We start from the raw sequence: 24,910 nt of genomic DNA on the forward strand, positions 1-24,910 counted from the left end.
CTTTGACCAGAGCCCGGTATACGACGGCACGTCACGGTGAGTAACGTCACGACCAGACGCAATACGGCCCGGTAATTACCGGGCCGTATTGCGTCCAGTCAGGGGTATTTATCGAGCTACGCCTCCCTGACCTTCGAGATGATCCATAACAGCAACACGGCACCCACGGTCGCAGTCACCAGCGAACCGATGAATCCCCCGGCCTGCAGTCCCAACAAGCTGAACAGGAACCCCCCGATCACCGCACCCACGATACCCACGCCGATATTGGCCAGAATGCCGAAGCCACCGCCACGCATGATGTTGCCGGCAATCCAGCCGGCGAGACCACCGATAATCAGCCAAGCGATCAAACCCATATCGTCTCTCCTTCCTTGTTGTGATGCCAGAGGTGATGATTCCAGGGGTGGTGAGTCCGAATGCTCGGACAAGCCCCATGGTGCCTCAGTACGGTGCCACGGGGAAGCGTCGCTCAGAACGAGGAGCCGGGCTCCAGCAGAAAGGCCAGCTCCTCACCGGTGGATTCGCGCCCGAGGATGGCGTTGCGGTGGGGGTAGCGGCCGAAGCGCAGAAGAATATCCCGGTGGCGCTGCTCGAAGTTCAGGTTGTCTTCAAGACCCGCTTGATCGAACAGGCGCAGGGCTTCGTCGTGAACCCTGAGCGACTCGCTGTGCATATAGGGCATGTAGAGAAAAACGCGCTCGGTCACGTCGAGCTCCTGGTCCAGCTCCTGCGCCACTGCCTCCTGGGCCAACACCAGTGCCATGGGGTCCTGGACAAAGGCGCCTGGCAGGTCGCGAAACAAGTTGCGTGAGAACTGGTCAAGCACCAAGATCTCGGCCAGCCTTCCAGTGGCAGATCGGCGCCACGTCCACAGCTCGCCGGCCGCGGCCGCCCGATGCAAGCCGAAGAAGCGCTGGCCAATCTGTGCATCGAGTTCGATGTCCTTGCGAAACCACTGCCTGGGTGTCAGTTCATCGAACCAGTAGCCGACGACGTCGTCGGCGCTGGGTAGCGTATCGCCCATGTCACATCCTCGCTGTTCAGGTAACGCTCATCCTGGCCGCATTCGGTTCGGTTTCAGCAGCCTGATAAGATGACAGTAGCACCTTGGGGGCGATTCTCCCCAGCAGGCCGCCATCAACACTCAGGAGCCGGCATGTCAGCCCAGCAACTGATCGAAATGTTCACCTTGTTCTTCAACCTGATCGGCCTGGTGATCTGCCTTGCCGGCCTGACCCTGGCCCAGCGCATGCGCCATCGCTGGCCAGGCTATGCCATGGCGGTCGCCGGCTTCCTGGTCGCCGCCCTGCCGCTCTTCTATAAGATGTGGCTGGGCATGGCAGCACAAGGCACCGTCACATGAAAAGCCCGTTCGAGGTCGGTCCCTATCGGACTCTATCACCGCCACTAAAGCGTATCCCCCCGCGCTGCATGACCAGCGCTTAGGCCTTGGTAGCGCCTCGGCTGCCTGTGACGAAAGCATTTGAACAAAAAAGGACACAACACCATGCCACTCAGCGTCACGCTACTCTCCCTCTGCCAGGCGCTGCTGATCAGCGGCAATATCTTGTTGATCGCCGTTTCGCCGCTGATAGGTGCCAGTCTGGCACCCGCGCCGGCCTGGTCTACCGCGCCGGTGGCGACCCAGTGGCTAGGCCTGATGTGCGCCACCATCCCCGCCTCGCTGATCATGGCCCGGCTGGGGCGCAAACGGGGCTTCATGCTGGGCAACCTCATGGGACTGATTGGCGTGGGCGTTGTCGTCCAGGCGCTGACAGGAGAGCACTTCGCACTGTTCATGCTGGGTACCTGGCTGATCGGTATCGGCATCGGTTTCGGCCAGCTCTATCGCTTCGCCGCCGTGGAAGCCGCCCCCCTGGCACTGCGCGACCGCGCCATTGGCCTGGTCATGGGCGGCGGCGTGCTGGCCGCATTCTTTGGCCCCTGGCTGGCCCGCGTCAGCCGCGAACTCGCTGAAACGCCCTTCCTCGGCAGTTTCCTCGGCCTCGGGGTGCTCTATCTGGTTGCCCTTGTCATCCTGTTGCTGATACGACTTCCACCACCCGTGGTCACCCACGGCGAAGGCGAAGCGCGTCCGCTGGGTGAGATCATGCGCCAGCCGGTATTCCTCGTCGCCGTGGTCTCGGCACTGGTCGGTTACGGGGTCATGAATCTGGCAATGACGGCGACGCCGCTGGCCATGGCCGGCGCCGGCCATCATTTCGATCACGTTGCCACCACCATTCAATGGCATGTACTGGCCATGTTCCTTCCATCGTTCGTTATCGGTCACTTGACCGCCCGTTTCGGCCCTCACCGCATGATTGTCACCGGATGCCTGCTACTGGTCGCGTGCGGCCTGGTGGCCCAGTTCGATGCGGGCGTAACGGGCTTTCATGCTGCACTGATCCTGCTCGGGCTGGGCTGGAACTTCACGTTCCTGCCGGCCACCGGTCTACTTACCGAGACCTATCGTCCGGTCGAGAAGGCACGCACCCAGGCTGCCAACGAGTTCCTGGTGTTCTCCACCGTGGCCTTCACTGCCTTGCTCGCCGGCCCGCTGGCCAGCCTGCTGGGCTGGTCGCTGCTCAACGCCCTGCTGATCCCCCTGTCACTGGTGCCCATCGCCTTGTTGGGGTGGCAACGCCTTGCCAGACGCAGCCAACGCCCTCACATTAGCGGCTGAGCTTGCTGCGAAGGGAATCACAATAGATGCGCCAGCCTTTGGCACGGGAACTGACTAACCTGATCGAACGCGGTCGCGATCGCCAGCTGCGTCTGGCGGTCACCGGCCTATCGCGCGCCGGCAAGACCGCCTTTCTTACATCTCTGGTCAACCAGCTTCGCCATGCCGGCCTGGAAGCCAGGCTGGACCTGATGTCGGTGGCCCGAGAAGGCCGTTTGCTCGGAGCCCGCCGTGTCAGCCAGCCGGACCTGGGTGTGCCGCGCTTTCCCTACGACCAGGCCATGGCATCCCTCGACGCCGATCCGCCGGCCTGGCCGGAACCCACCCGTGGCATCAGCGAGCTGCGCCTGTCGATCCGTTACCGTCCGGGGCGACGCGGCCTGCTACGCAGCGAGACAGCCGAGCTGAGCCTGGACCTGTTCGACTACCCCGGCGAGTGGCTGCTCGACCTGCCGCTGCTGGGCCATGACTATGCCAGTTGGAGCCGGGCAATGCTGGCCAAGGCTGGCGAGCAACGCCGCGCCCTGCTCGCCGAGTGGGAAAGCGTTGCCGCTGGGCTGGACCCCGCCGCAGAAGCCAACGAAGCAGAGCTGGCCGAGATCGCCAGCCTCTACGCACGCAGCCTGCAAACCGCCAGGGAAGCCGGCTTCGCCAACCTGCAACCGGGCCGCTTCCTGCTCCCGGGCGATCTCGAGGGGGCGCCGGTATTGCAGTTCTTCCCCCTGCCCACACTGAAGGACTACGACGATACCCGGCTGACCAAGCTGCCGGCCGATAGCGTCTACGCCACCCTCGCCGCCCGCTTTCGCCATTATCAGCAGCACATCGTGCGGCCTTTCTACCGCGATCACTTCCGCCGGTTCGACCGCCAGATCGTGCTGGTGGACGTGCTGGGCGCGCTCAATGCCGGCCCGGAACGCTTCGAGGACCTCTCCCAGGCACTCACCACGCTGATGCAGAGCTTCGATTACGGCAACCGCAGCCTGTTATCACGCCTGTTCGCCCCGCGCATCGACCGCCTGGCCATTGCCGCCACCAAGGCAGACCACGTGACCCCCGAGCAGCACGGTAACCTGACTGCACTGCTGGATGCGCTGCTCGCCGAACCCCTGCAGGACCTGCGCTACGCCAACGTGCCCGTCAAGGCGCTATCGCTCGCAGCAATTCGTGCCACCGAGACCCATGCCGTGGTGCACCAGAAACAGCACACACCGGCGCTACGTGGCACCACCCTGGAAGGCGAGGAAGTACTGGTATTTCCCGGCGAGGTGCCCTCCCAGCTGCCGGAGGCGGGGTTCTGGTCAAGGCAGGGCTTCGACTTCCGTGCCTTTCGCCCCGCTCCCCGGGAAGGCGGCGCCCTGCCCCACATTCGCCTGGACGCCGCTTTGGACTGGCTGATCGGAGACAAACTACGATGAGCGATGACCGTCACCCCCGCCAGGACAGCAAAGGATCCGGTCCCACCGATCCCCGCCCCGGTCGCCGGTTCACCCTGGATGGGCCGACTCCATCCACCGGGGACGAAACACCACGGCCACGCCAGGATTTCGCCGCCGAACTGCCAACACGCCCCATTGTGGAACCCATCGATGGCCCCGCCGAGCAGGCTCTCGCTGCCAGCCTCAGCCGGCCACGCAAACGCCGCTGGGGCCTGCTGGCCCTGCTGGGCGGTGGCCTGGGCCTGGGCACGGCGGAGCTTGCCCTGCGCCTGCCGGCGGCCCTCATCGGTGGCGACTGGCTCAGCGGTGGCTGGGCGCTGCTGGGCCTGAGCGCCATCGGCTTGGGCGCCGGGGCGCTGCTGCGTGAGGCCTGGCGGCTGCGTCGCCTGCGCCGACACGACACCCTGCGCGCCCGGCTGGGCAAGTTCCAGGGAGTCGACAACGGCGAAGCCATGGATCTGGCCAGATTGCTCAAGACGCAGTTGAAGCTCGATGATGATCACCCTCACTGGCAGGCCTTCCTCGCCGCCCACCAGACCCACCACAGCGGAGGCGATGTGCGCCAGCTGCTGGCCCATCACCTGCTGGCACCCCGCGACCGAGAAGCGCGACGCCTGATCTCCCGCATGTCAGGCGAGACGGCAATTATGGTGGCGGTGAGCCCGCTGACCCTGGTGGACATGGCCCTTGTGGCCTGGCGCAACCTGGCGATGATCGACCGGATATGCCGCCTCTACGGCCTGGAACTCGGCTATGCCAGTCGCCTACGTCTGCTACGCAGCGTGCTCTACAACATGGCCTTCGCCGGCGCAACCGAGATGGCCAGCGAAGCGGGCATGGAGATACTCTCGCTGAACCTGGCCGGTAGGCTCTCGACCCGAGCCGGCCAGGGCATGGGGGTGGGCCTGCTCAGCGCACGGCTGGGCCTGCGAACCCAGCGGCTGACGCGGCCGATCGGCTTCGATGACGGCGAGGCACCACGCATGGCCGACCTGCGCAATGAACTCTGGCAGCAACTTCGCCGTCTCGAGGTGAAGGAATCAGCGTCGTAGCCACGAGCTTCTTGACCCCGATTATGACAATTCGACCCCAAGCCGCTAGTCTCTAACATAAGAATCAGCACTTATCTATCGGGAAGGAAAACTGCCATGTTCAATACCATACTGGTTCCCGTCGATGGCTCTGAAAGCGCCAAGAAAGCCCTTTCCGTTGCCTGCCAACTGGCCAATCAAGCCGATGCTACCCTACACATCCTGCATATCCCCGAAGAACTCTCCCACGAGACGACGCTGGTCTGGGGTATCGGTGCCATCGCCGTCGAGGCTTCCCGTCAGGAGCGCGACGACATCGGGCAGCAGGTGGTGGAAAAAGCCGCCCAGGCGGCTCGCGACAAGGGCGTGACCAAGATCGAGACCGCCATCGGCCGTGGCGATCCAGCAAGGACCATCGTCAGCGAAGCCAAGGCCCGCGGGGTCGAGGCCATCATCATGGGTAGCCGCGGACTCAGCGACCTGCGCGGACTGGTCGTGGGCAGCGTTTCCCACAAAGTGGGCCACGTCGCCGAATGTACGGTCATTACCGTACGCTGACAGGCTTGCCTTCAGGCAGTCGCCAGGGCCGATAGCAAGTGCTGGGAAAAGGGCTGGTGCATGCCTGTCTCGCGCAGTATCGACAGGCCCCTGCCTGCTTCCTTGGCGGCCATGACCGCACGGTTATGCTCGATCGTCTGGTACAGGTTGACCCAGCGTGCTTCCATGGCGTCAGCCAACTCGTAGTCTTTCAGACGCGTCTCGCCCAGTTGGCGCTCTGCGCGGCATGATAGAAGAATGAGTGCATGTGCATCAGCTCGAACTGGGGCTTGTAGTGGGGGCGGAACTCCTCTGCGAGTTCGCGGGGCAACCCTTCAAGCAGATCCTTGTGTTCGTCCACCCCGCCGGCCGCCCCTATGGCAAGCCGCGATGAAATTCATCGACGGCAAGCATAGTGACGTTTGGCGCCGGCCGCGAGAATCCGTATAGTGGCTCTCCTACCCCGCCACACGTTCGTGACCATGCTGCAGAACAATCCGCTGCTCGCTCAGCTCAAGCAAAATATTCGCAAGACCACGCCCCGTGCCGAAGGCGTGATCAAGGCCACCGACAAGGGCTTCGGTTTTCTCGAAACCGATGACGGACAGTCCTACTTCGTGCCGCCGCCTGCCATGAAGCTCGTGCTTCATGGCGACCGCGTCCAGGCCACCATCCACGAGAATGGTGACAAGACTTCGGTCGAGCCCGACGCCCTGCTGGAACCTGGGCTGACACGCTTCATTGCCCGTGTTCAGAAGCGCGAAGGTCGCCTGGCGGTGGTCCCAGACCACCCCTCGATCAAGAATGTCCTCAAGTCGCGGATCAAGAACAGCCTCGACGAAGAGAGCATCGGCGACGGCGACTGGGTTGTATCGCGCCTGGTTCGCCACCCGCTCAAGGAAAACGATCGCGGCTTCTTCGCCCAGATCGATGAACTGGTTGCCAAGACCGACGATCCGGCTGTGCCGTGGCGCGTTACCCTGGCCCGGCACGCCCTGGAGCAGGAGTGTCCCGATGCCGGGAGCGAATGGCCATTGCTGGACGAAGGCCTGGAGCGCAAGGATCTTACCGCCGAGCCGTTCTTCACCATCGACGGCGAGAAGACCCGCGACATGGACGATGCCCTGCGCATTGAGCCCCGCGACGAGGGCGGCTGGCGACTGACGGTGGCCATCGCCGACCCCACCGCCTACGTCGAAGAGGGACATGCTGCCGACCTCGAGGCGCGCACCCGCGCCTTCACCGTCTACCTGCCTGGCCAGAATGTCACCATGCTACCCGAGCAGCTGGCCGACGATCTCTGCTCGCTGTGGGAAGGTCAGAACCGCCCGGTGCTGGCCTGCACTCTGGAAGTGGAAGCCGACGGCAGCCTGGGCGACTATCGCTTCTTCGCCGCCACCGCACGCTCTCACGCCAAGCTGGCCTATGACTGGGTCTCGAACTGGATCGAAGGCCAGGGAGACTGGGCACCCGCGGAAGAGATTGCCCCGCAGCTCAAGGCACTACGTGACATGACCGAGGCTCGTAGCGCTTGGCGCGCCGAGCACGCCCTGGTGTTCAAGGACCGTCCCGATTTCGTCTTCGAGCTGGACCGGGCCGGCAACGTACTCAACGTCCGAACCGAGCAGCGACGCATCGCCAACCGCATGATCGAGGAGTCGATGATCGCGGCAAACGCCTGCTGCGCCGACCTGCTTGCCGAGAAGGTGGGCCATGGCATATTCAACGTCCACCGCGCCTTCGAGCCGGAGAAGGCCGAAGCCGCCCACGAGTTCCTCACCGCCCAGGAAGTCGAGGTCGAGATCGAGGCTCTCTCCGAGCTGCCACGCTACAAGGAGCTCAAGCGTGCCCTGGAGAGCCGCGACGACGCCTGGCTGGATGCCCGCCTGCGCCGTTTCCAGGGCTTCACCAGCATGTCCGCCCGCCCTGGCCCGCACTTCGGCCTGGGCTTGGCCGCCTACGCTACCTGGACCTCGCCGATCCGCAAGTATGGCGACATGGTCAATCATCGCCTGATCAAGCGGGTGCTCAAGGGTGAACAGGCGCCGGCGGAGGCCACCCTGGCACTGACCGAGCAGCTGACCGAGCGTCGCCGCCTGAATCGCATGGCCGAGCGCGACGTCAAGGACTGGCTCTACGTGCGCTACCTGACTCCGGCCGCCAAGGCCCAGGAAGCCTTCGAGGCGGAGGTCATGGCCATCAACCGCGGCGGCATGCGCGTGCGCCTGACAGCCAACGGCGCCACCGCCTTCGTACCCGCGCCGATGATGCACAGCGACCGTGACAAGGTCGTCATCGACGACAAGGAAGGCCGCATCCAGGTGGAAGGCGAAGAGCGCTACAAGCTTGGTGACGTCGTTCGCGTGGAACTGGTCGAGGCCCGCGAGGAGACTCGCTCGCTGGTGGCCCGCCCCGCCATCTGAGCCGCCCCTTTGCTGCTTGCAACACCAGAACGCCTCGACCCAGTGTCGAGGCGTTTTTCTTCCTGCCGGCTTCGCATGATGCTGCCCCTCAGGGCGCGATGCGGCCAGCCTGATACGCGCTATTGGCATGCGAATGGAAGAAGCGCAGCATCTCCTTGGCCGCATCGGGTCCCTTGGGATCGGTGTAGGAGCCGCGAGCATCGCCTCCTGACCAGGCATGGCCGGCACCGTGGATCACCCACTGCTCAAGGTGCGTCCGCCCATTCGCATTCTGATGGCTGGTCCGCGTATAGGCGTAGCCATTGGGGACCTGTCCCCGCTCCACCGTTTTACCGACACTGCCCTCGCGGCCATTTGCCGAGTCGCCAGCTTCACGCGAGGCGGCATACTGAGCGATAACGCGATCCGCATTGCTGGGATGCACCGTGGTGTCGCGATCACCGTGGAATACCACGGCGGGCACTCGCGACTCCCACGAAGACACACGCGCCGACGAAGCCAGGGGACCTGTGCCTCCCTGCATAGCCCCCAATGCATCAGGGAGACTCTGGGCCACGCCGTGAGGCAGCCCGGAGTGCACGCCCACCGCCGCATAGAGGTCCGGATAGGTCATCGCCAGCGTTGTTGCCATGGCGCCACCGGCCGACAGCCCTGCAACATAAACCCGGCTTGCATCGAGCTCATACGTATCGATTACCCGGCGGGTCATGCCTGCAAGGATCGACGGCTCACCCCTCTCGCGCTGCTGGTCTTCGGCCTTGAACCAGTTCCAGCACTTCGAACTGTTGGCAGTCATCGGTTGGGCCGGGTAGAGAACACAAAACTGTTGCTCTTCAGCGAGCCGGTTCATGCTGGTCCCGGCCGCAAAGTCATCGGGATTCTGCGTGCAACCATGCAGCATGACCACCAGCGGTAGTGCCTGGCCGTGATAGCCGCTGGGTAGATACAGCTTGTAATCGCGCGTGCCGGAATGATTGGTAAAGCAACCAGCGGTAAACGCACCAGGCTGTACTGCCTCGTTGGTGCCCCGCGTCTGCTCGGGCTGGGCCATGGAGTCACGCAACTGGCGCCATTTGTCGCGCCATGCAGAAGGCAGCGCGATATCACCGCCCGAAATTTTCCCAGAGGTTGCCTGACGGTTATATTCAAACGCCGAGGATGCCGCCGCTTCCGCTGACGATTCGTCTGCCCGGTGCGATGCCGACTCAGCAGATGCTGGCCTCGACGCCGGTGACTCCTCATCCATGACTTGGCAGGTGCCCTCGAAGGTATTTCCCGCGGAGTAGGACTTAACCGGCACGTCCTCGCCTCTCTTCCTGCACTTCCCGCTCGGCATGGCGCCCTGGAGGATGGCCATGGCCTCATGTAGCTTCCCGGCACGGGTGAGCCGCGTCGCTTCTTCCATTCGTTGCGTCATCGTTGCGTCGATCATCGTCAATGCACCTATTCAGTCATTCAGTGGATTCGATCCGCCAGGGCATCCTTGACCGCCTTGCTGGCATGCAGAGCGCCCAGGACGACCACCGATTCGATGGTGGCGCGGGCAAGCTCCGGTGATACGTCCTCGGCAATGCTGGCCATTCCCAGAACCTGAATCTGCAACGTCTCTCCCGCCGACTGCAGCGCTTCCAGATCCGTGCGGCTGTAATGCTCGAGCCCCAGCACAAAGGCCTTGCGCGTCACGGTTTCCTTGACCACCTCGGCATGAGTCGCCAACTGGTTGCGGATGGCCGTGCGGATCAGGTCCGTACGATTGGAATAGAACCCCTCCTGGACCAGCAGATCGATCTGCCCCAGGTCGATAACCCCGAGGTTGATGGTGATCTTCTCACTGGAGTCGCCGGTCTTGCGGCGCAGTTCATGCACGCTCATACGCTTTACCTCGTTAGTCAAAAGGACAGAGCACTCTATCGAAGCATCCCAGCGGAATCCAGATACCATCCATATGGATGGTATAATAGGCTTATCAAGTGAATAGTCAACGTGCAGGTAAAAAAAAGGGTTCTACGCAGACTGGCGTGAATAGGCCGCAGGCCTCCCGGCGGGGTTGCCAGTGCCGGCGACCATCGCCAACGCTGTGGCCTCCGCCAAGGCGCCTGACGGCGCCAGTCGCGATGCAGAGCCGGGGCGCCGAACCGAGCGCTCCAACAAGGAGCGCCTGCGTCGCTATCGCCGAGGCGTCCTTCCACAATGCAGTCTGTGCAGAGCAGATTCACGCCAAAGTGTGAAGAACCAAAAAAGGACCCGCGTGATAGCGGGCCATGTTGAGCAAACGGGTATGACTCAGAAGCCGCGCTGACGTTTCTCCTCTGCCCAGTCGACGACCGGGCCGCGCAGGCCATGCCCGCCGGCATAGGGGGAAGGTAACGGCGACTGCCAGCCCTCGAGAAGGGCCGGATCGAGGCGGAACACCTCCACGCCAATGGGGTGGCAGGTTGCCAGCGGATCACGCGCGCTCGGGCCCCACAAGTCCACCGACAGGTCGCCGCCTGGGCAACAGGAGAGCGCGCACAACAGATCGATCTCGGCGAACAACTCGAGATAATCACCCTCCTGCGCCGGACACGCCTTCATGAAGTACTGGTCATCGTCGTTGAGCCCGGTGCACTGGAAGACGTTGAGCACGTCGTGGACGTCGAACTCGGTCAGGCCAAACGGCGCCACGGCACGTACCAGGTTGGAATGGCAGTGATGGTCGAAGTCTTCGCCAGTAAGCAACCGGTTGACATACGGGTCGCAGCGGGTGCCCAGCAGGTCATGGATACGCCCACCCTCCTCATCCACGCCACTGCCATCGACACCATAACCGGCCAAAGTGTCGTCGATGATGGTCGCCATGGGACGCAGGTAGGGCAGCGTCGACCAGAGGCGGTCGAAGGTGGAAACATGGGCACGTTGTAGTTGTCGGGTACGCGAGGCCCAGAATCGCTCGCGGGGGTTGTGCAGGCTCCAGAGGTTAAAATCGCCGACCTGGGGCCCCTCCATGGTAGACAGCCGTATCACGTGTCCCGCCGGCACCTTCCACGCCAGGCCATCGCGAATCGGCACGGTCAGCTTCTCGATTTGCTTGCGGCCAACGGGATCGGTCAGGCGGGCATAGAAGCCATGATCAACGTCGAGAATCGAGCCGCGGGTCGCCTGGTAGGCGGCGGGAACCTTGGCCATGCGGGCCTCCTCGTGATGCAGTGTCGGGCAGTCGACTGTAACAGAGCATAACGGATAGCCCGCCCTTTGCACGAACACCTCCTCAATGCAGGCCGCCCAGCCTCCCAGGAGCATTTTCGCCATCAGACTGCTGACCAAACGCAAGCAGGGCGCCCGAAGGCGCCCCGCTTGAGAATGCATCGAACCTTGACCGCTATTACCAGCCGGTCACTTCCTTCAGCGCGTCGCCGATCTCGGCCAGAGAGCGCACGGTGCGCACACCGGCATCTTCCAGGGCGGCAAACTTCTCGTCCGCAGTGCCCTTGCCACCGGAGATGATCGCGCCGGCATGCCCCATACGCTTGCCCGGAGGTGCGGTGACACCGGCAATGTAGGAAACCACCGGCTTGGAGACGTTGGCCTTGATGTAGGCGGCCGCCTCTTCCTCGGCGGTGCCGCCGATCTCGCCGATCATCACGATGGCTTCGGTCTTCGGGTCCTTCTCGAACAACTCGAGGATGTCGATGAAGTTGGAGCCTGGAATCGGGTCGCCGCCGATGCCCACGCAGGTGGACTGGCCGAAGCCGTGATCGGTGGTCTGCTTGACGGCTTCATAGGTCAGGGTACCGGAGCGCGATACGATACCGACGCGGCCAGGCTGGTGGATATGACCCGGCATGATGCCGATCTTGCACTCGCCCGGGGTAATCACGCCGGGGCAGTTGGGGCCGATCAGCCGCACGCCCAGTTCGTCGCATTTCACCTTGACGTCGAGCATGTCCAGCGTCGGGATGCCCTCGGTGATGCAGACGATCAGCTTGATGCCGGCATTGGCGGCTTCCAGGATCGAGTCCTTGCAGAACGGGGCCGGCACGTAGATCACGCTGGCCTCGGCGCCGGTCTTCTCGACCGCTTCCTTGACGGTATTGAACACCGGCAGACCGAGGTGCTCCTGGCCGCCCTTGCCCGGCGTCACGCCACCGACCATCTGGGTACCGTAAGCAAGCGCCTGCTCGGAGTGGAAGGTCCCCTGGCCACCGGTGAAGCCTTGGCAGATGACCTTGGTGTTCTTGTCGATCAGGATGCTCATTACTTTCCCCCCGCCGCGTTGACGACCTGCTGTGCCGCGTCAGTCAGGCTGGTTGCAGCGATGATATTCAGACCGCTGGAGGCCAGTTTCTCGGCACCCAGCTCGGCGTTGTTACCTTCCAGGCGCACCACCACCGGCACGTTGACACCAACCTGCTCGACGGCACCGATGATGCCCTCGGCGATCATGTCGCAGCGCACGATGCCGCCGAAGATGTTGACCAGCACGGCCTTCACCGAATCGTCGGAGAGGATGAGCTTGAAGGCTTCCGCCACACGCTCCTTGGTCGCACCGCCGCCCACATCGAGGAAGTTCGCTGGCTGGCCGCCGTTGAGCTTGATGATGTCCATGGTGCCCATGGCCAGACCAGCGCCGTTGACCATGCAACCGATATTGCCTTCCAAAGCCACGTAGTTGAGGTCCCAGGCGGCGGCCTCGGCTTCGCGCTCGTCTTCCTGAGACGGGTCGCGCATGGCCTGAAGGTCCGGATGACGGTACAGCGCGTTGCTGTCCAGGCCGAGCTTGGCGTCCAGACAGTGCAGGTTGCCTTCGTCGGTGATCACCAGCGGGTTGATCTCGAGCAGTGCCAGATCCTTTTCATGGAACAGGCGTGAGAGGCCCAGGAAGATCTTGGTGAACTGCTTGGTCTGGTCGCCCTTCAGGCCCAGCGCAAAAGCCAACTCACGGGCCTGGTAAGGCTGTGCGCCGACCAGCGGATCGATCTCGACTTTGAGAATCTTCTCGGGCGTTTCTTCTGCCACTTTCTCGATCTCTACACCGCCTTCGGTAGAGGCCATGAAGACCACCCGGCGGGTAGTACGGTCGACAACCGCACCCAGATAGAGCTCATCGGCGATATCGGTGCAGGTCTCAACCAGAATCTTGGCGACCGGCTGACCCTTCTCGTCGGTCTGGAAGGTTACCAGGTTCTTGCCCAGCCATTTTTCGGCGAAGGCCTTGGCCTCCTCCGGGCTCTTGATCAGCTTGACGCCGCCAGCCTTGCCGCGGCCACCTGCGTGGACCTGGGCCTTGACGACCCACATCTCGCCGCCGATCTTCTTGCACGCTTCCGCAGCTTCTTCGGGTGTGTCGACTGCGAAGCCCTTGGACACCGGCAGGCCATAGTCGGCAAACAGCTGCTTGCCTTGATATTCGTGAAGGTTCATCGATTCATGCCATTGGTTGCATGTGACTCGAACGGTAACCACGAAATACCGCCAAATGCGGTCTATCCCGGGTTACCCCGTTCGCACCCGATACATGGCCGGGTACGACGCGCCACCCGAATGGGCGACGCTTGTTGTTGCCTAATTCGCGTAGTTATTGAGCTGCGCTAACTGGCTTACTTGCGCTTCTTGCGGTTGGCCATGTGGATAGCATGCCCTTCCACCGCCAGAGCGGCTTCGTGCACGGCTTCCGACATGGTCGGGTGGGCATAGCAGGTCAGCGCCAGATCCTCGGCGCTGGAGCCAAACTCCAGAGCGATCACGCCCTGGGCGATCATCTCGCCCGCATGCTGACCAACGATATGCATGCCCAGAATCCGATCGGTCTCGGCGTCGGCGATGATCTTGGCCTGACCTTCCGTTGCGTTATTGGCCATGGCTCGACCGCTGGCGGCGAATGGGAAGGAGCCGGTCTTGACCTCGATGCCCTTGGCCTTGGCTTCCTGCTCAGTCAAGCCGACCCAAGCCACCTCAGGGAAGGTGTAGATGACACAGGGGATGGCGTCATAGTTCATCTCAGCCTTGTGACCGGCAATGATGTCGGCAACCATGATGCCCTCTTCTGAGGCCTTGTGAGCCAGCATCTGCCCACGAACGCAGTCGCCGATGGCATAGACGCCCGGTACGCTGGTACGGCACTGGTCGTCCACGTGGATGAAACCACGCTCGTCCAGGCCAACGCCAATGCCATCCGCCACCACGCCTTGGGTATAGGGGCGACGACCGACACAGACGATCAGCTTGTCAAAGGTCATCTCCTGGTCGCCGCCGGCATCGCTGTAGTGCACGACGACTTCCTCACCCTTCACCTCGGAGCCGGTGACCCTGGCACCCAGCTTGATGTCCAGGCCCTGCTTCTTGAGCAGCTTTTGAGTCTCCTTGGCGATGGCGGTATCCACCATCGGCAGGAAACTCTCCATGGCTTCGAGCACCGTGACTTCACTGCCCAGGCGACTCCAAACGCTACCTAGCTCCAAGCCGATAACGCCGGCACCGATCACCCCCAGACGCTTCGGCGCCTCCTGGAATTCCAGTGCACCGGTTGAGTCGACGATCAGACCCTCGGTCAGCGGGGTCGGCGGAATCTCGACGGGCACAGAGCCGGCGGCGATGACGATATTGTCGGCCTCGTAGGTGGCAGTCTTGCCATCCTGATCGGTGACCTCAACCTGCTTCGCGCCGACTACCTTGCCGGTGCCTTCAATGCCGGTCACGCCATTGGCCTTGAACAGCCCGGCGATTCCGCCGGTGAGGTTTTTAACGATCGTGTCCTTCCGTGCCATCATCTTCTTGACGTCCATGCTGACGTCACCGGCCTGGATGCCCATGTCGGCGAAGTCGTGCTTGGCCTCGACGAACTTGTGGGAAGCCTCGAGCAGCGCCTTGGAGGGAATGCAGCCCACGTTGAGGCAGGTACCGCCGAAGACAACCTTGCCTTCCTTGCCGATCCACTTCTCGACGCAGGCTGTCTTCAGCCCCAACTGGGCGGCACGGATGGCGGCCACGTAGCCCCCGGGGCCCGCGCCGATGACGATCACATCAAATTTATCGGCCATGTGGTTTTCCTTGATCGGTTCGCGTTTGAGTCCGTTGAGTCGGGCGTCGCTCAGACATCCAGCAGCAGGCGGGCCGGATCTTCCAGCAGCTCCTTGATGGTGACCAGGAACTGTACCGCGTCCTTGCCATCGATCATGCGGTGATCATAGGAGACTGCCAGATACATCATCGGTCGGATTTCAACCTTGCCATTTACCGCCATGGGGCGTTCCTGAATCTTGTGCATGCCGAGGATGGCGGTCTGTGGCGGGTTGATGATCGGCGTCGACATCAGTGAACCGAAGATGCCTCCGTTGGTGATGGTGAAGGTGCCACCCTGCATTTCGTCGATACCAAGCTTACCGTCACGCGCCCGCTTGCCGAAGTCGACAATGCCCTTCTCGACATCAGCGATCTTCATGCTGTCGGTGTCGCGCAGCACCGGCACCACCAAGCCACGATCAGTGGAAACCGCCACGCCGATATCCTGATAGCCGTGATAGACGATATCGCTGCCATCGATGGAGGCGTTGACGTCCGGGAAGCGCTTGAGCGCCTCGGAAGCCGCCTTGACGAAGAAGCCCATGAATCCCAGCTTGACGTCGTGGGTCTTTACGAAGGTGTCCTTGTACTGGGCTCGCAAGTCCATGATCGCGCCCATGTCCACCTCATTGTAGGTGGTCAGCATGGCGGCAGTTTGCTGTGCCTCGACCAGGCGCTTGGCGATGGTTTTGCGCAGGCGACTCATCGGAACCCGCCTCTCGGGGCGCTCGCCTTCAACGACCGGCGTGGTGGCGGCCTGCTTAGGCGCACTGGCCGGCTTGGCAGCCTTCTTGGCGGAGCCCTCATTGACGGCCTTCTGGACGTCCTCTTTGAGGATGCGGCCGCCTTTGCCGGTGCCGTCGATCTTGCTGACGTCGAGATCATGTTCGGCGACCATCTTGCGAGCCGCCGGGGCGAGTATCTTGTCGCCCACCTTCTCATCGCCGGCACCGTCATCGGAGGAAGCTGCCGGCGTCTTGTCAGCCGCCGTAGCGGCACTGCCCGCACCTTCGGCGAAGATTGCCAGCACCGCCTGCGACTCGACCTGGCTTCCTTCTTCGGCCTTGATTTCGGCGAGCGCGCCATCGGCTGGTGCCACGACCTCGAGCACCACCTTGTCGGTCTCGATATCAGCCAGCACGTCATCGCGCTTGACCGCCTCACCGACCTGCTTGTGCCAGGTGGCCACGGTACCTTCCTGAATCGACTCGGGGAAGGTGGGTGCCTTCACTTGGTGCTGCTTGCCACCACCGGTCGACTTTTCCGCCTTGGCATCGCTATTGGTGGCTGCTTTCTGGTCGGCCTTGGCGTCGGCTTTCTTCTCGCTCTTGTTGCCGCCCTTATTTTCTCCGCCCGAGGCCTTGCCTTCACCGATCCTGCCAAGCACTTGCTCGGACTGGACGGTATCGCCCTCTTCGGCCATTACTTCGCTTAACGTGCCGGCCTCGGGTGCCAGGACCTCGAGCACCACCTTGTCCGTTTCTATCTCGACGATCAGTTCATCGCGCTCGACGCTATCCCCCTGCTTCTTGTGCCAGGCAGCCACGCTGCCTTCGGCAACGGATTCCGGAAAGGTGGGCGCTTTGATCTCGGTAGCCATGTCGTTTCCCTTGTATGTTCTCTCTCGTCCCGGTGGCGTCGCTTAGAGGTTAAAAGCGTCTTCCACCAACTGGCGCTGCTGTTCTGTGTGCACGGACATGTAGCCCGCGGCGGGTGCCGCCGATGCGGGGCGACCAGCGAACATGAGCTCGCCGCCCAGGCCATTCTTGAGCATGTCAGCCACGGCCCGCATATGATGCTGACTCGAGTACCAGGCTCCCTGGTTGAGCGGCTCTTCCTGACACCACACTACCGACTCGAGATTGACATAATCCTTGAGCGCCTCGAAAAGCTCCTCCTTGGGGAAGGGATAGAGCTGCTCGATACGCAGGACCGCCGTATCGTCACGCTGGTTCTCTTCACGCCAAGCCGCCAGGTCGTAGTAGACCTTGCCCGCGCACATGATGACGCGCTTGACCTGTTCGGCATCGAGGTTGCCCTGATCGGGCAGCACCATATGAAAGTGGCCGTTGGCCAGATCATCCAGGCTTGATGTGGCTTCCTTGTGGCGCAGCAGGCTCTTGGGGGTCATCACCACCAGCGGCTTTCTCAGCTTGCGGATTACCTGACGGCGCAGCAGATGGAAGATCTGCGCCGGCGTAGTCGGAACGCAGACCTGCATGTTGTGCTCGGCACACATCTGCAGGAAGCGTTCGAGTCGCGCGGATGAGTGTTCCGGCCCCTGCCCCTCATAGCCATGGGGCAGCAACATGGTCAAGCCACACAGGCGCCCCCACTTGGTTTCGCCGGAGGAGATGAACTGATCGACCACCACCTGGGCGCCATTGAAAAAATCGCCGAACTGCGCTTCCCAGATGACCAGGTCGTTGGGCGCCGTCGTTGCATAGCCATACTCGAACGCCAGCACTGCCTCTTCGGAGAGGAAGGAGTCATGGATAGTGAAGCGCGGCTGGACATCGGACATGTGCTGCAGCGGCACATGCACGCTGCCGTCCTTCTGGTTATGCACTACTGCGTGGCGGTGCGAGAAGGTGCCGCGACCCACATCCTGGCCGGTAATACGTACCGCGTGTCCTTCATCGAGCAGCGTGGCGTAGGCCAGGGTCTCAGCGAAGCCCCAGTTGAGACCCAGCCCACCGGCCTGCATCTTCCGGCGGTCCTCGTAGATCTTGGCCACCTGACGCTGCACCTCGACGCCGTCGGGTATCTCGCACATCCTGGCAGCCAGGCGCTGGAGGCGCTTCATCTCGACACCGGTGTCGGCATGACCGCTCCACTCATGACCCAGGTAAGGCTGCCAGTCGACGAACAGCGAGGTGTTGGGCTGCTGTACCAGGGCGTTGGCCACATGGTTACCGGCCATCAGATCCTCGCGATAGGTCTCGATCATCGCCTTGGCGTCATCCTCGGAGAGCACGCCCTGCTCCACCAGGCGCTGGGCATAGAGGATCCGCGACGAAGGATGCTCCTTGATCTTGCGATACATCATCGGCTGGGTGCCGGAGGGCTCGTCGGCCTCGTTGTGACCGCGGCGGCGATAGCAGACCAAGTCGATGACCACGTCCTTCTTGAACTGCTGTCGGTAATCCAGTGCCACCTGTGTCGCATGCAGCACGGCATCCGGGTCGTCGCCATTGACGTGGAAGATCGGTGCCTGGACCATCTTGGCAATGTCGGTGCAGTACTCGGTGGAGCGCGTGTCCTGCGGATGCGAGGTGGTGAAACCGACTTGGTTGTTGATGACGATATGAATCGTCCCGCCGGTCTTGTAGGCACGGGTCTGGGACATCTGGAACGTCTCCATGACCACGCCTTGGCCGGCGAAGGCCGCATCGCCATGGATGTTGATCGGCAGCACCTTGGTGCCTTCCAGGTCGTCACGACGATCCTGGCGCGCCCGCACCGAGCCTTCGACCACAGGAGACACGATCTCCAGGTGGGAGGGATTGAAGGCCAGCGCCAGGTGGACTTCGCCACCAGGTGTCATCACGTTGGAGCTGAAGCCCTGGTGGTACTTGACGTCACCGGAGCCACGCTCGATGATCTTCTTGCCGTCGAACTCGTCAATCAGCTCGGACGGATTCTTGCCAAGTATATTGACCAGCAGGTTGAGCCGTCCCCGGTGGGCCATGCCGATGACCACTTCCTTGACACCATAGCCACCGCCCCGCTGGATCAGCTCGTCCATCATCGGAATGAAGGCTTCGCCACCTTCCAGGCCAAAGCGCTTGGTGCCTGGGTACTTCGACGCCAAGTAGTTCTCCAGCCCCTCGGCAGCGGTGAGCCGTTCCAGCAGATGCTTGCGTACCTCGTCGCTGTACTTGGGTGACGAACGCACCGATTCGAATCGCTGTTGAAGCCAGCGCTTCTCCTCGGTATCGACGATATGCATGACCTCGCAGCCGATGGAGCGACAGTAGGTCTGCTCCAGCGCCTCGACAATTTCGCGCAGCGGTGCCTTGTCGATTCCCAGAAAGAAGGAGCCGGTCTGGAACTCGGTATCCAGATCGGCCTTGGAGAGCTGATGAAAGGAGAGGTCCAGGTCGGGAACCGGTACTGGGCTTCGCAGGTCAAGCGGGTCGATATCGGCCTTCTGGTGTCCCCGGAAGCGGTAGGCGTTGATCAGTTGAAGGACCTTGACCTGCTTCTTGCCTTCGTCACTGTCGGCGGCGGCGACCGCTGCCGTTCGGCGCGCACGCCCCAGCTGCTCGAACTGATCGCGGATGGGACTGAGCGGGACATCGTAGGTAGCGCCGCCTTCCGCAGTGGGCAGCTGATCGAAGTAGGTTCGCCACTCTTCGGGGACGGAACCTGGGTCGGCGAGGTATTGCTCGTAGAGCGCTTCCACATAGTGAACGTTGCTGCCGCTCACGTGGGAGCTGTTCCACATCAACTCCATTATGCCTTGTTGCATCTCTCGGTCACCCTACACTGATGGGGTGTTGTCGGCGCCGTCACGGGCCAGCCGCGACGGCTTGGCTGGTGCCCTGCCGGAAGGGCGTCTTCCTTACCCGGCACTTCCGGCCGCCAGGCCGGAATCCTTGAATTTCATGGTCAAGAGCCGGCGCCTATGGCACCGGCTCTTGTCCTGCTGCACGGGAAACGACCGCGGCAACTCGCCGCGGGCTGATTCCGGCTGCCATGATAGCAAGCCCTTGGCCACGTTTTAAGTGGCATTCGCGAGCAGCATGTCACGGATCTTGCCGATGGCACGTGTCGGGTTGAGCCCCTTGGGGCACACGGCGACACAGTTCATGATGCCGCGGCAACGGAATACGCTGAACGGATCCTGCAGGTCGGTGAGGCGCGCCTGGGTGGCGGTGTCCCGCGAATCGGCCAGGAAACGATAGGACTGCAGCAGGCCGGCCGGGCCGACGAACTTGTCCGGATTCCACCAGAACGATGGGCAGGAGGTCGAGCAGCAGGCACACAGGATGCACTCGTAGAGCCCGTCCAGCTTGTCGCGCTCTTCCGGCGACTGCAGGCGCTCGATGGCGGGCGCCGGCTCGTCGTTTTGCAGGTACGGCTGGATACGCTCGTACTGCTTGTAGAACAACCCCATGTCGACCGCCAGGTCGCGCACCACGGGCAGGCCGGGCAGCGGCCGCAGCACCAGCTTGTTGTTCTTGACCACATCGGAAAGCGAGGTGATGCAGGCCAGGCCGTTCTTGCCGTTCATGTTCATACCGTCGGAGCCACACACGCCTTCGCGGCAGCTACGGCGATAGGCCAGGGTGGTGTCTTCGGCCTTGAGCATCTCGAGAATATTCAAGACCATCAGGTCGCGACCCTGGGTGTCCACCCGATACTCCTGCATGTAGGGTGCGGAGTCGGTTTCCGGATTGTAGCGGTAAATGGATACCTGAAGCATGGACATCGTGACTCCCCCTTAATAGGTGCGGATTTTGGGCTCGAAGGTGTCAAGGGTCTTCGGCTTGAAGTTGACGTCGCGCTTGCCCACCTTCTTTTCAAGCGGGAAGTACATGGAGTGCTTCAGCCAGTTGACATCGTCGCGATCCGGATAGTCGTAGCGAGAGTGCGCACCACGGCTCTCCTTGCGCTCCAGTGCGGCAATGGCGGTGGCTTCCGCTACTTCCATCAGGTTGTCCAGCTCCAGGGCCTCTATACGCGCCGTGTTGAAAGCGCCGGACTTGTCGACCAGGTGCGCTTCGGCGATGCGACCGCGCAGCTCGGCGAGCTTCTTGACGCCCTCTTGCATGTTGTCTTCCTGGCGGAACACGCCGAAGGCATTCTGCATGATGCTCTGCAGCTCGACCTTGAGGTCGGCAACCGACTCGCCGCCACTGGACTCATTCCAGCGGTTGATGCGCTTCATGGCGCTTTCGATGTCGGACTCGCTGGCGTCGAGATACTCGATACCTTCATTGAGCGCGCTCTCGATGAACATGCCGGCAGCACGGCCGAACACCACCAGGTCGAGCAGCGAGTTGCCACCCAGGCGGTTGGCGCCGTGTACCGAGACGCAGGCCGCCTCGCCGCAGGCGAACAGACCGCCCACGATCTGGTCGTTGCCGTCGGCATCCTGCATGATTGCCTGACCGTGAACGTTGGTGGGTATGCCACCCATCATGTAGTGGCAGGTCGGCACCACCGGAATCGGCGCCTTGGTCGGATCGGCATGGGCGAAGATCTTGGAGAGTTCGCTGATGCCTGGCAGGCGCTTGTTGAGTACCTCTTCGCCGAGGTGGTCCAGCTTGAGATAGACGTGATCGCCATTCTCGCCGCAGCCACGGCCCTCGAGTATCTCCATGACCATGGAGCGGGCTACCACGTCACGACCGGCCAGGTCCTTGGCGTTGGGTGCATAGCGCTCCATGAAGCGCTCACCATCCTTGTTGACCAGGTAGCCACCCTCGCCGCGGCAGCCTTCGGTGACCAGCACCCCGGCGCCATAGATGCCGGTGGGGTGGAACTGCCACATCTCCATGTCCTGCATGGGGAAGCCGGCACGCAGCGCCATGCCGATGCCATCGCCGGTATTGATCAGGGCGTTGGTGGTGGAGGCGTAGATACGCCCAGCGCCGCCGGTGGCCAACACAGTGGCCTTGGACTTGACGTGCACCACTTCGCCGGTCTCGATGCACATGGCGATACAGCCCACCACGTCGCCATCGGCATTCTTGACCAGGTCGACGGCAAACCACTCGTTTAGGAAGGTGGTGTTGTTCTTCAGGTTATTCTGATACAAGGTGTGCAGCAGGGCGTGGCCGGTACGGTCGGCCGCAGCACAGGTGCGCGCCGCCTGGCCACCCTCGCCGAAATTCTTGGACTGGCCACCAAATGGGCGCTGATAGATTCGACCATTCTCGAAGCGTGAAAACGGCAGACCCATGTGCTCGAGCTCGAAGACCGCCTTGGGGCCCTCGGAGCACATGTACTCGGCGGCGTCCTGGTCGGTGATGTAATCACCGCCCTTGACCGTGTCGTACATGTGCCAACGCCAATCATCGTTGGGGTCGGCAGAAGCGATAGCACAGGTGATGCCACCCTGGGCGGAAACAGTATGTGAACGGGTCGGGAAGACCTTGGACAGCACGGCTGTTTTCTTGCCGGACTTGGCCAGCTCGAGGGCGGCCCGCATGCCGGCGCCGCCGCCGCCGATGATAATGGCGTCAAATGTCAGACTACGCATGGTTGACATGAATCAGGCTCCCCACAGAACTAGAATGCCCCAGACCAGGAACACGAAGATGGCCAGGATGATGACGAGCTGGGTGCCGACACGGGCTCCCGTCGACTTCATGTAATCGGTGGTCACTGTCCACAGGCCGACCCAGGCGTGAGCGGCAAGAGAGATAAAGGCCAGCAGTGAAAAGATGCGCATCCAAGCCTGGGCGAACAAGCCGCTCCAGGTGTAGTAGTCGAGTCCTGGGTTGAACAGCAGGTAGCCGACGATGAACAGTGTATAAAGCGCCAGGATGACCGCCGACACACGCTGGATAAGCCAGTCGGACAGGCCACTGCGGCCCAGATTGGTGATATTGGTTACCATACCCAGACTCCCGCCAGAATGATCAGAACGGCACTCACCACTACGGTGATCTGTGCCTTCTTGATGCCCCCCTCCAGGGTCACTCCGAAATCGGCATCCATTAGCATGTGCTTGATGCCAGCCACGAAGTGGAAGGCCAAGGCCGACAGCAGACCCCAGGCCACCAGTTTCGCCAGGACATTGTTGGCCAGAGTGTCACTGACGGCGACGAAGCCAGCCGGGGACGACAGCGACTTGTCGAGCGCCCAGAAGGCGAAGATCAGACCGATGAAAAGGATGACGCCGGTGATCCGGTGGGCGATCGACGTCAAAGCGGGAAGTGGAAACTCTATCGTGGTGAGGTCGAGGTTGACGGGTCGTTTGCTATTCACGGCTCTATACACACTCTCTTGGCTCGCTCCTGGCCGATCTGGCTTGGCAGGAATACGGGCGGTGGTTTGAGGTAGGGGGCTCGCCGTTGCCGGGACGGGCATGACAACGAGTACCTGCCAGTCGCGCGCAGTGGATTATAGGGATATGAACCCCTAGTGACAAATGAACACCCACCGAACTCGACCATGGTTCAAGCTCATGGGTTGTGCCCGACGAGATGGCAGCGTGCCAACCAGCCGCCCCGAGCCGCATTCATGATGCATAGCATCAATTGTTGTACAGAATACGATACACAACAATGGTTATGTACAATATAGGGATCACTTAAGGCGGATTGACAATCCCAGGAACGCTTCTATAGTGGGCGAACCTTTTTCGCGGCCCAGCATAAGAAAACACTGTTTGCGAAATAACGACTTAACGCTTCAATTCGACTTTGAGAGGAGGCCTATATGGCTGACAGGAAAGCGACACTGACAGTAGACGGTCTGGATAAACCCGTCGACCTGCCGATCTACTCGGGCACCCTGGGGCCTGACGTGGTCGATGTGCGCGGCCTCGGCGCAGAAGGCCTGTTCACCTATGACCCGGGCTTCATGGCCACCTCCTCGTGCCAGTCGGCCATCACCTATATCGATGGTGGCGAAGGCGTTCTACTCCACCGCGGCTACCCCATCGAGCAGTTGGCCAAGGAATCCAATTTTGTCGAGATGTGCTACCTGCTGATGTTCGGCGAACTGCCCGACGATGCGCAATACGCTGATTTCGAGAAGCGCATCAGCAACCACACCATGGTCCACGACCAGATCAACAATTTCTTCAAGGGATTTCGCCGCGACGCGCATCCGATGTCAATCTTGTGTGGCGTAGTCGGTGGCCTGGCGGCTTTTTATCATGATCATATGGACATCACCAAGGCCGAGGATCGTGAGATCAGCGCCGTCCGCCTGATCGCCAAGATGCCTACCATCGCCGCAATGTCCTACAAGTACAACGTCGGCCAACCATTCAATTACCCGCGCAACGACCTGAACTATGCAGAGAACTTCCTCTACATGATGTTCAGCAACCCTTGCGAGGAGTACACGATCAACCCGGTGTTCGCCAAGGCGATGGATCGTATCTTCATGCTCCACGCCGACCACGAGCAGAACGCCTCCACTTCCACGGTACGCCTGGCCGGCTCCACCGGCGCCAATCCCTTCGCCTGCATCAGTGCCGGTATCGCTGCGCTCTGGGGTCCGGCTCACGGTGGCGCCAACGAGGCGGTACTGACCATGCTCGACGAGATCGGCGACGACTCCGAGGAAAACATCCAGCGCTTCGTCGACAAGGCCAAGGACAAGGATGACCCCTTCCGTTTGATGGGCTTCGGCCACCGCGTCTATCGTAACTTCGACCCACGCGCCAAGGTCATGAAGGAGACCTGTGACGAGGTGTTGCTCGAGTTGGGCATGGCCGATGACCCACAGCTCAAGATTGCCAAGCGCCTGGAGCAAATCGCCCTCGAGGACGAATACTTCATCGAGCGCAAGCTCTACCCCAATGTTGACTTCTATTCCGGCATCATCCTCAAGGCAATGGGCATTCCAACCAACATGTTCACGGTGATCTTTGCCGTGTCGCGCACCATTGGCTGGATCTCCCACTGGCACGAGATGATCACCGGAGACTACAAGATCGGCCGTCCACGCCAGCTCTATATCGGCCATCCTCAACGCAACTATCCGGTCAAGTAATCTATCCTGTCATTACCCGACAGGAAGCGGCCCCAGGCCGCTCGGTACCGAAAGGCCGCCCAACGGGGC

23 protein-coding genes are annotated in these 24,910 nt (G+C 61.9%); 7 read left to right on the plus strand and 16 right to left on the minus strand.

All coding sequences use genetic code 11. The features are described from left to right. Positions 1–116 precede the first annotated feature (116 nt). Together DU490_RS03740 and DU490_RS03745 are read right to left on the minus strand one after the other, a co-directional pair. Entirely contained in the window at positions 117–359 is a 243-nt protein-coding gene (locus DU490_RS03740) for a GlsB/YeaQ/YmgE family stress response membrane protein (protein WP_114573003.1), read from the minus strand. Positions 360–472: 113 nt separating this feature from the next. Then, positions 473–1,027, minus strand: a complete 555-nt coding sequence (locus DU490_RS03745) for a DUF924 family protein (protein ID WP_114573004.1) — start codon at positions 1,025–1,027, stop codon at positions 473–475. Positions 1,028–1,159: 132 nt separating this feature from the next. Here DU490_RS03745 and DU490_RS03750 point away from each other — a divergent pair, with 132 nt between their 5' ends. The 5 genes from DU490_RS03750 (at position 1,160) to DU490_RS03770 (ending at position 5,717) form a co-directional block, all read left to right on the plus strand. Further along, positions 1,160–1,366, plus strand: a complete 207-nt coding sequence (locus tag DU490_RS03750; protein ID WP_114573005.1) for a hypothetical protein — start codon at positions 1,160–1,162, stop codon at positions 1,364–1,366. Between the two features lie 144 nt (positions 1,367–1,510). Beyond that, a complete protein-coding gene (locus DU490_RS03755; protein ID WP_114573006.1) occupies positions 1,511–2,689 on the plus strand; it encodes an MFS transporter in 1,179 nt (392 codons plus the stop codon). Positions 2,690–2,715: 26 nt separating this feature from the next. Beyond that, positions 2,716–4,107, plus strand: a complete 1,392-nt coding sequence (locus tag DU490_RS03760) for a YcjX family protein (RefSeq protein WP_114573007.1) — start codon at positions 2,716–2,718, stop codon at positions 4,105–4,107. Further along, positions 4,104–5,180 (plus strand): YcjF family protein, encoded by a 1,077-nt coding sequence (locus DU490_RS03765; protein ID WP_114573008.1) that lies wholly within the window; start codon positions 4,104–4,106, stop codon positions 5,178–5,180. Before DU490_RS03760 ends, DU490_RS03765 begins: the two co-directional genes overlap by 4 nt. Positions 5,181–5,276: 96 nt before the next feature. Further along, entirely contained in the window at positions 5,277–5,717 is a 441-nt protein-coding gene (locus DU490_RS03770) for a universal stress protein (RefSeq protein ID WP_114573009.1), read from the plus strand. Between the two features lie 11 nt (positions 5,718–5,728). On the opposite strand, the gene DU490_RS17110 is transcribed toward DU490_RS03770, so the two are convergent. Further along, entirely contained in the window at positions 5,729–5,884 is a 156-nt protein-coding gene (locus DU490_RS17110) for a hypothetical protein (RefSeq protein WP_181869947.1), read from the minus strand. A gap of 23 nt (positions 5,885–5,907) precedes the next feature. Then, positions 5,908–6,057, minus strand: coding sequence for a hypothetical protein (locus DU490_RS17115; protein ID WP_181869948.1), 150 nt, complete (start codon positions 6,055–6,057; stop codon positions 5,908–5,910). A gap of 121 nt (positions 6,058–6,178) precedes the next feature. On the opposite strand from DU490_RS17115, the gene DU490_RS03775 reads away from it, so the two are divergent. Further along, positions 6,179–8,119, plus strand: coding sequence for an exoribonuclease II (locus DU490_RS03775; RefSeq protein WP_114573010.1), 1,941 nt, complete (start codon positions 6,179–6,181; stop codon positions 8,117–8,119). An 88-nt stretch (positions 8,120–8,207) separates the two neighbouring features. Here DU490_RS03775 and DU490_RS03780 read toward each other — a convergent pair whose 3' ends face one another. The 12 genes from DU490_RS03780 to sdhC form a co-directional block, all read right to left on the minus strand. Then, entirely contained in the window at positions 8,208–9,551 is a 1,344-nt protein-coding gene (locus DU490_RS03780) for a PHB depolymerase family esterase (protein WP_114573011.1), read from the minus strand. Positions 9,552–9,574: 23 nt separating this feature from the next. Next, positions 9,575–9,991, minus strand: coding sequence for a CopG family transcriptional regulator (locus tag DU490_RS03785; protein WP_114573012.1), 417 nt, complete (start codon positions 9,989–9,991; stop codon positions 9,575–9,577). Positions 9,992–10,402: 411 nt separating this feature from the next. Next, positions 10,403–11,284, minus strand: a complete 882-nt coding sequence (locus DU490_RS03790) for a DUF1989 domain-containing protein (protein ID WP_114573013.1) — start codon at positions 11,282–11,284, stop codon at positions 10,403–10,405. A 196-nt stretch (positions 11,285–11,480) separates the two neighbouring features. Further along, positions 11,481–12,353 (minus strand): succinate--CoA ligase subunit alpha, encoded by an 873-nt coding sequence (sucD, locus tag DU490_RS03795; protein ID WP_114478684.1) that lies wholly within the window; start codon positions 12,351–12,353, stop codon positions 11,481–11,483. Continuing rightward, positions 12,353–13,519, minus strand: coding sequence for an ADP-forming succinate--CoA ligase subunit beta (gene sucC, locus DU490_RS03800; RefSeq protein ID WP_114573014.1), 1,167 nt, complete (start codon positions 13,517–13,519; stop codon positions 12,353–12,355). The genes sucD and sucC overlap by 1 nt, the downstream gene beginning before the upstream one ends. 176 nt (positions 13,520–13,695) lie before the next feature. After that, the gene (gene lpdA, locus DU490_RS03805) at positions 13,696–15,135 is read right to left on the minus strand and encodes a dihydrolipoyl dehydrogenase (RefSeq protein ID WP_114573015.1); all 1,440 of its coding nucleotides are present in this window, start codon (positions 15,133–15,135) and stop codon (positions 13,696–13,698) included. A 50-nt stretch (positions 15,136–15,185) separates the two neighbouring features. After that, a complete protein-coding gene (gene odhB / locus DU490_RS03810; protein ID WP_114573016.1) occupies positions 15,186–16,757 on the minus strand; it encodes a 2-oxoglutarate dehydrogenase complex dihydrolipoyllysine-residue succinyltransferase in 1,572 nt (523 codons plus the stop codon). A 42-nt stretch (positions 16,758–16,799) separates the two neighbouring features. Further along, positions 16,800–19,631 (minus strand): 2-oxoglutarate dehydrogenase E1 component, encoded by a 2,832-nt coding sequence (locus DU490_RS03815; RefSeq protein WP_114573017.1) that lies wholly within the window; start codon positions 19,629–19,631, stop codon positions 16,800–16,802. A 252-nt stretch (positions 19,632–19,883) separates the two neighbouring features. After that, entirely contained in the window at positions 19,884–20,594 is a 711-nt protein-coding gene (locus DU490_RS03820; protein WP_114573018.1) for a succinate dehydrogenase iron-sulfur subunit, read from the minus strand. A 12-nt stretch (positions 20,595–20,606) separates the two neighbouring features. Further along, complete coding sequence (sdhA, locus tag DU490_RS03825; RefSeq protein ID WP_114573019.1) at positions 20,607–22,379, minus strand: succinate dehydrogenase flavoprotein subunit; 1,773 nt, start codon at positions 22,377–22,379, stop codon at positions 20,607–20,609. Positions 22,380–22,382: 3 nt separating this feature from the next. Then, a complete protein-coding gene (sdhD, locus tag DU490_RS03830; RefSeq protein WP_114573020.1) occupies positions 22,383–22,730 on the minus strand; it encodes a succinate dehydrogenase, hydrophobic membrane anchor protein in 348 nt (115 codons plus the stop codon). Then, positions 22,724–23,101 carry a succinate dehydrogenase, cytochrome b556 subunit gene (gene sdhC / locus DU490_RS03835; protein ID WP_220270448.1) on the minus strand — a complete coding sequence of 126 codons (378 nt, stop codon included), beginning with the start codon at positions 23,099–23,101 and terminating at the stop codon, positions 22,724–22,726. The genes sdhD and sdhC overlap by 7 nt, the downstream gene beginning before the upstream one ends. 453 nt (positions 23,102–23,554) lie before the next feature. Between sdhC and gltA the strand changes: the two genes are divergently transcribed. Further along, positions 23,555–24,841: a citrate synthase gene (gene gltA / locus DU490_RS03840; RefSeq protein WP_114573022.1), complete on the plus strand. Its 1,287-nt coding sequence runs from the start codon at positions 23,555–23,557 to the stop codon at positions 24,839–24,841. Positions 24,842–24,910 lie beyond the last annotated feature (69 nt).

Source organism: Halomonas sp. DQ26W (genome assembly GCF_003339685.1).
GTDB lineage: Bacteria > Pseudomonadota > Gammaproteobacteria > Pseudomonadales > Halomonadaceae > Halomonas.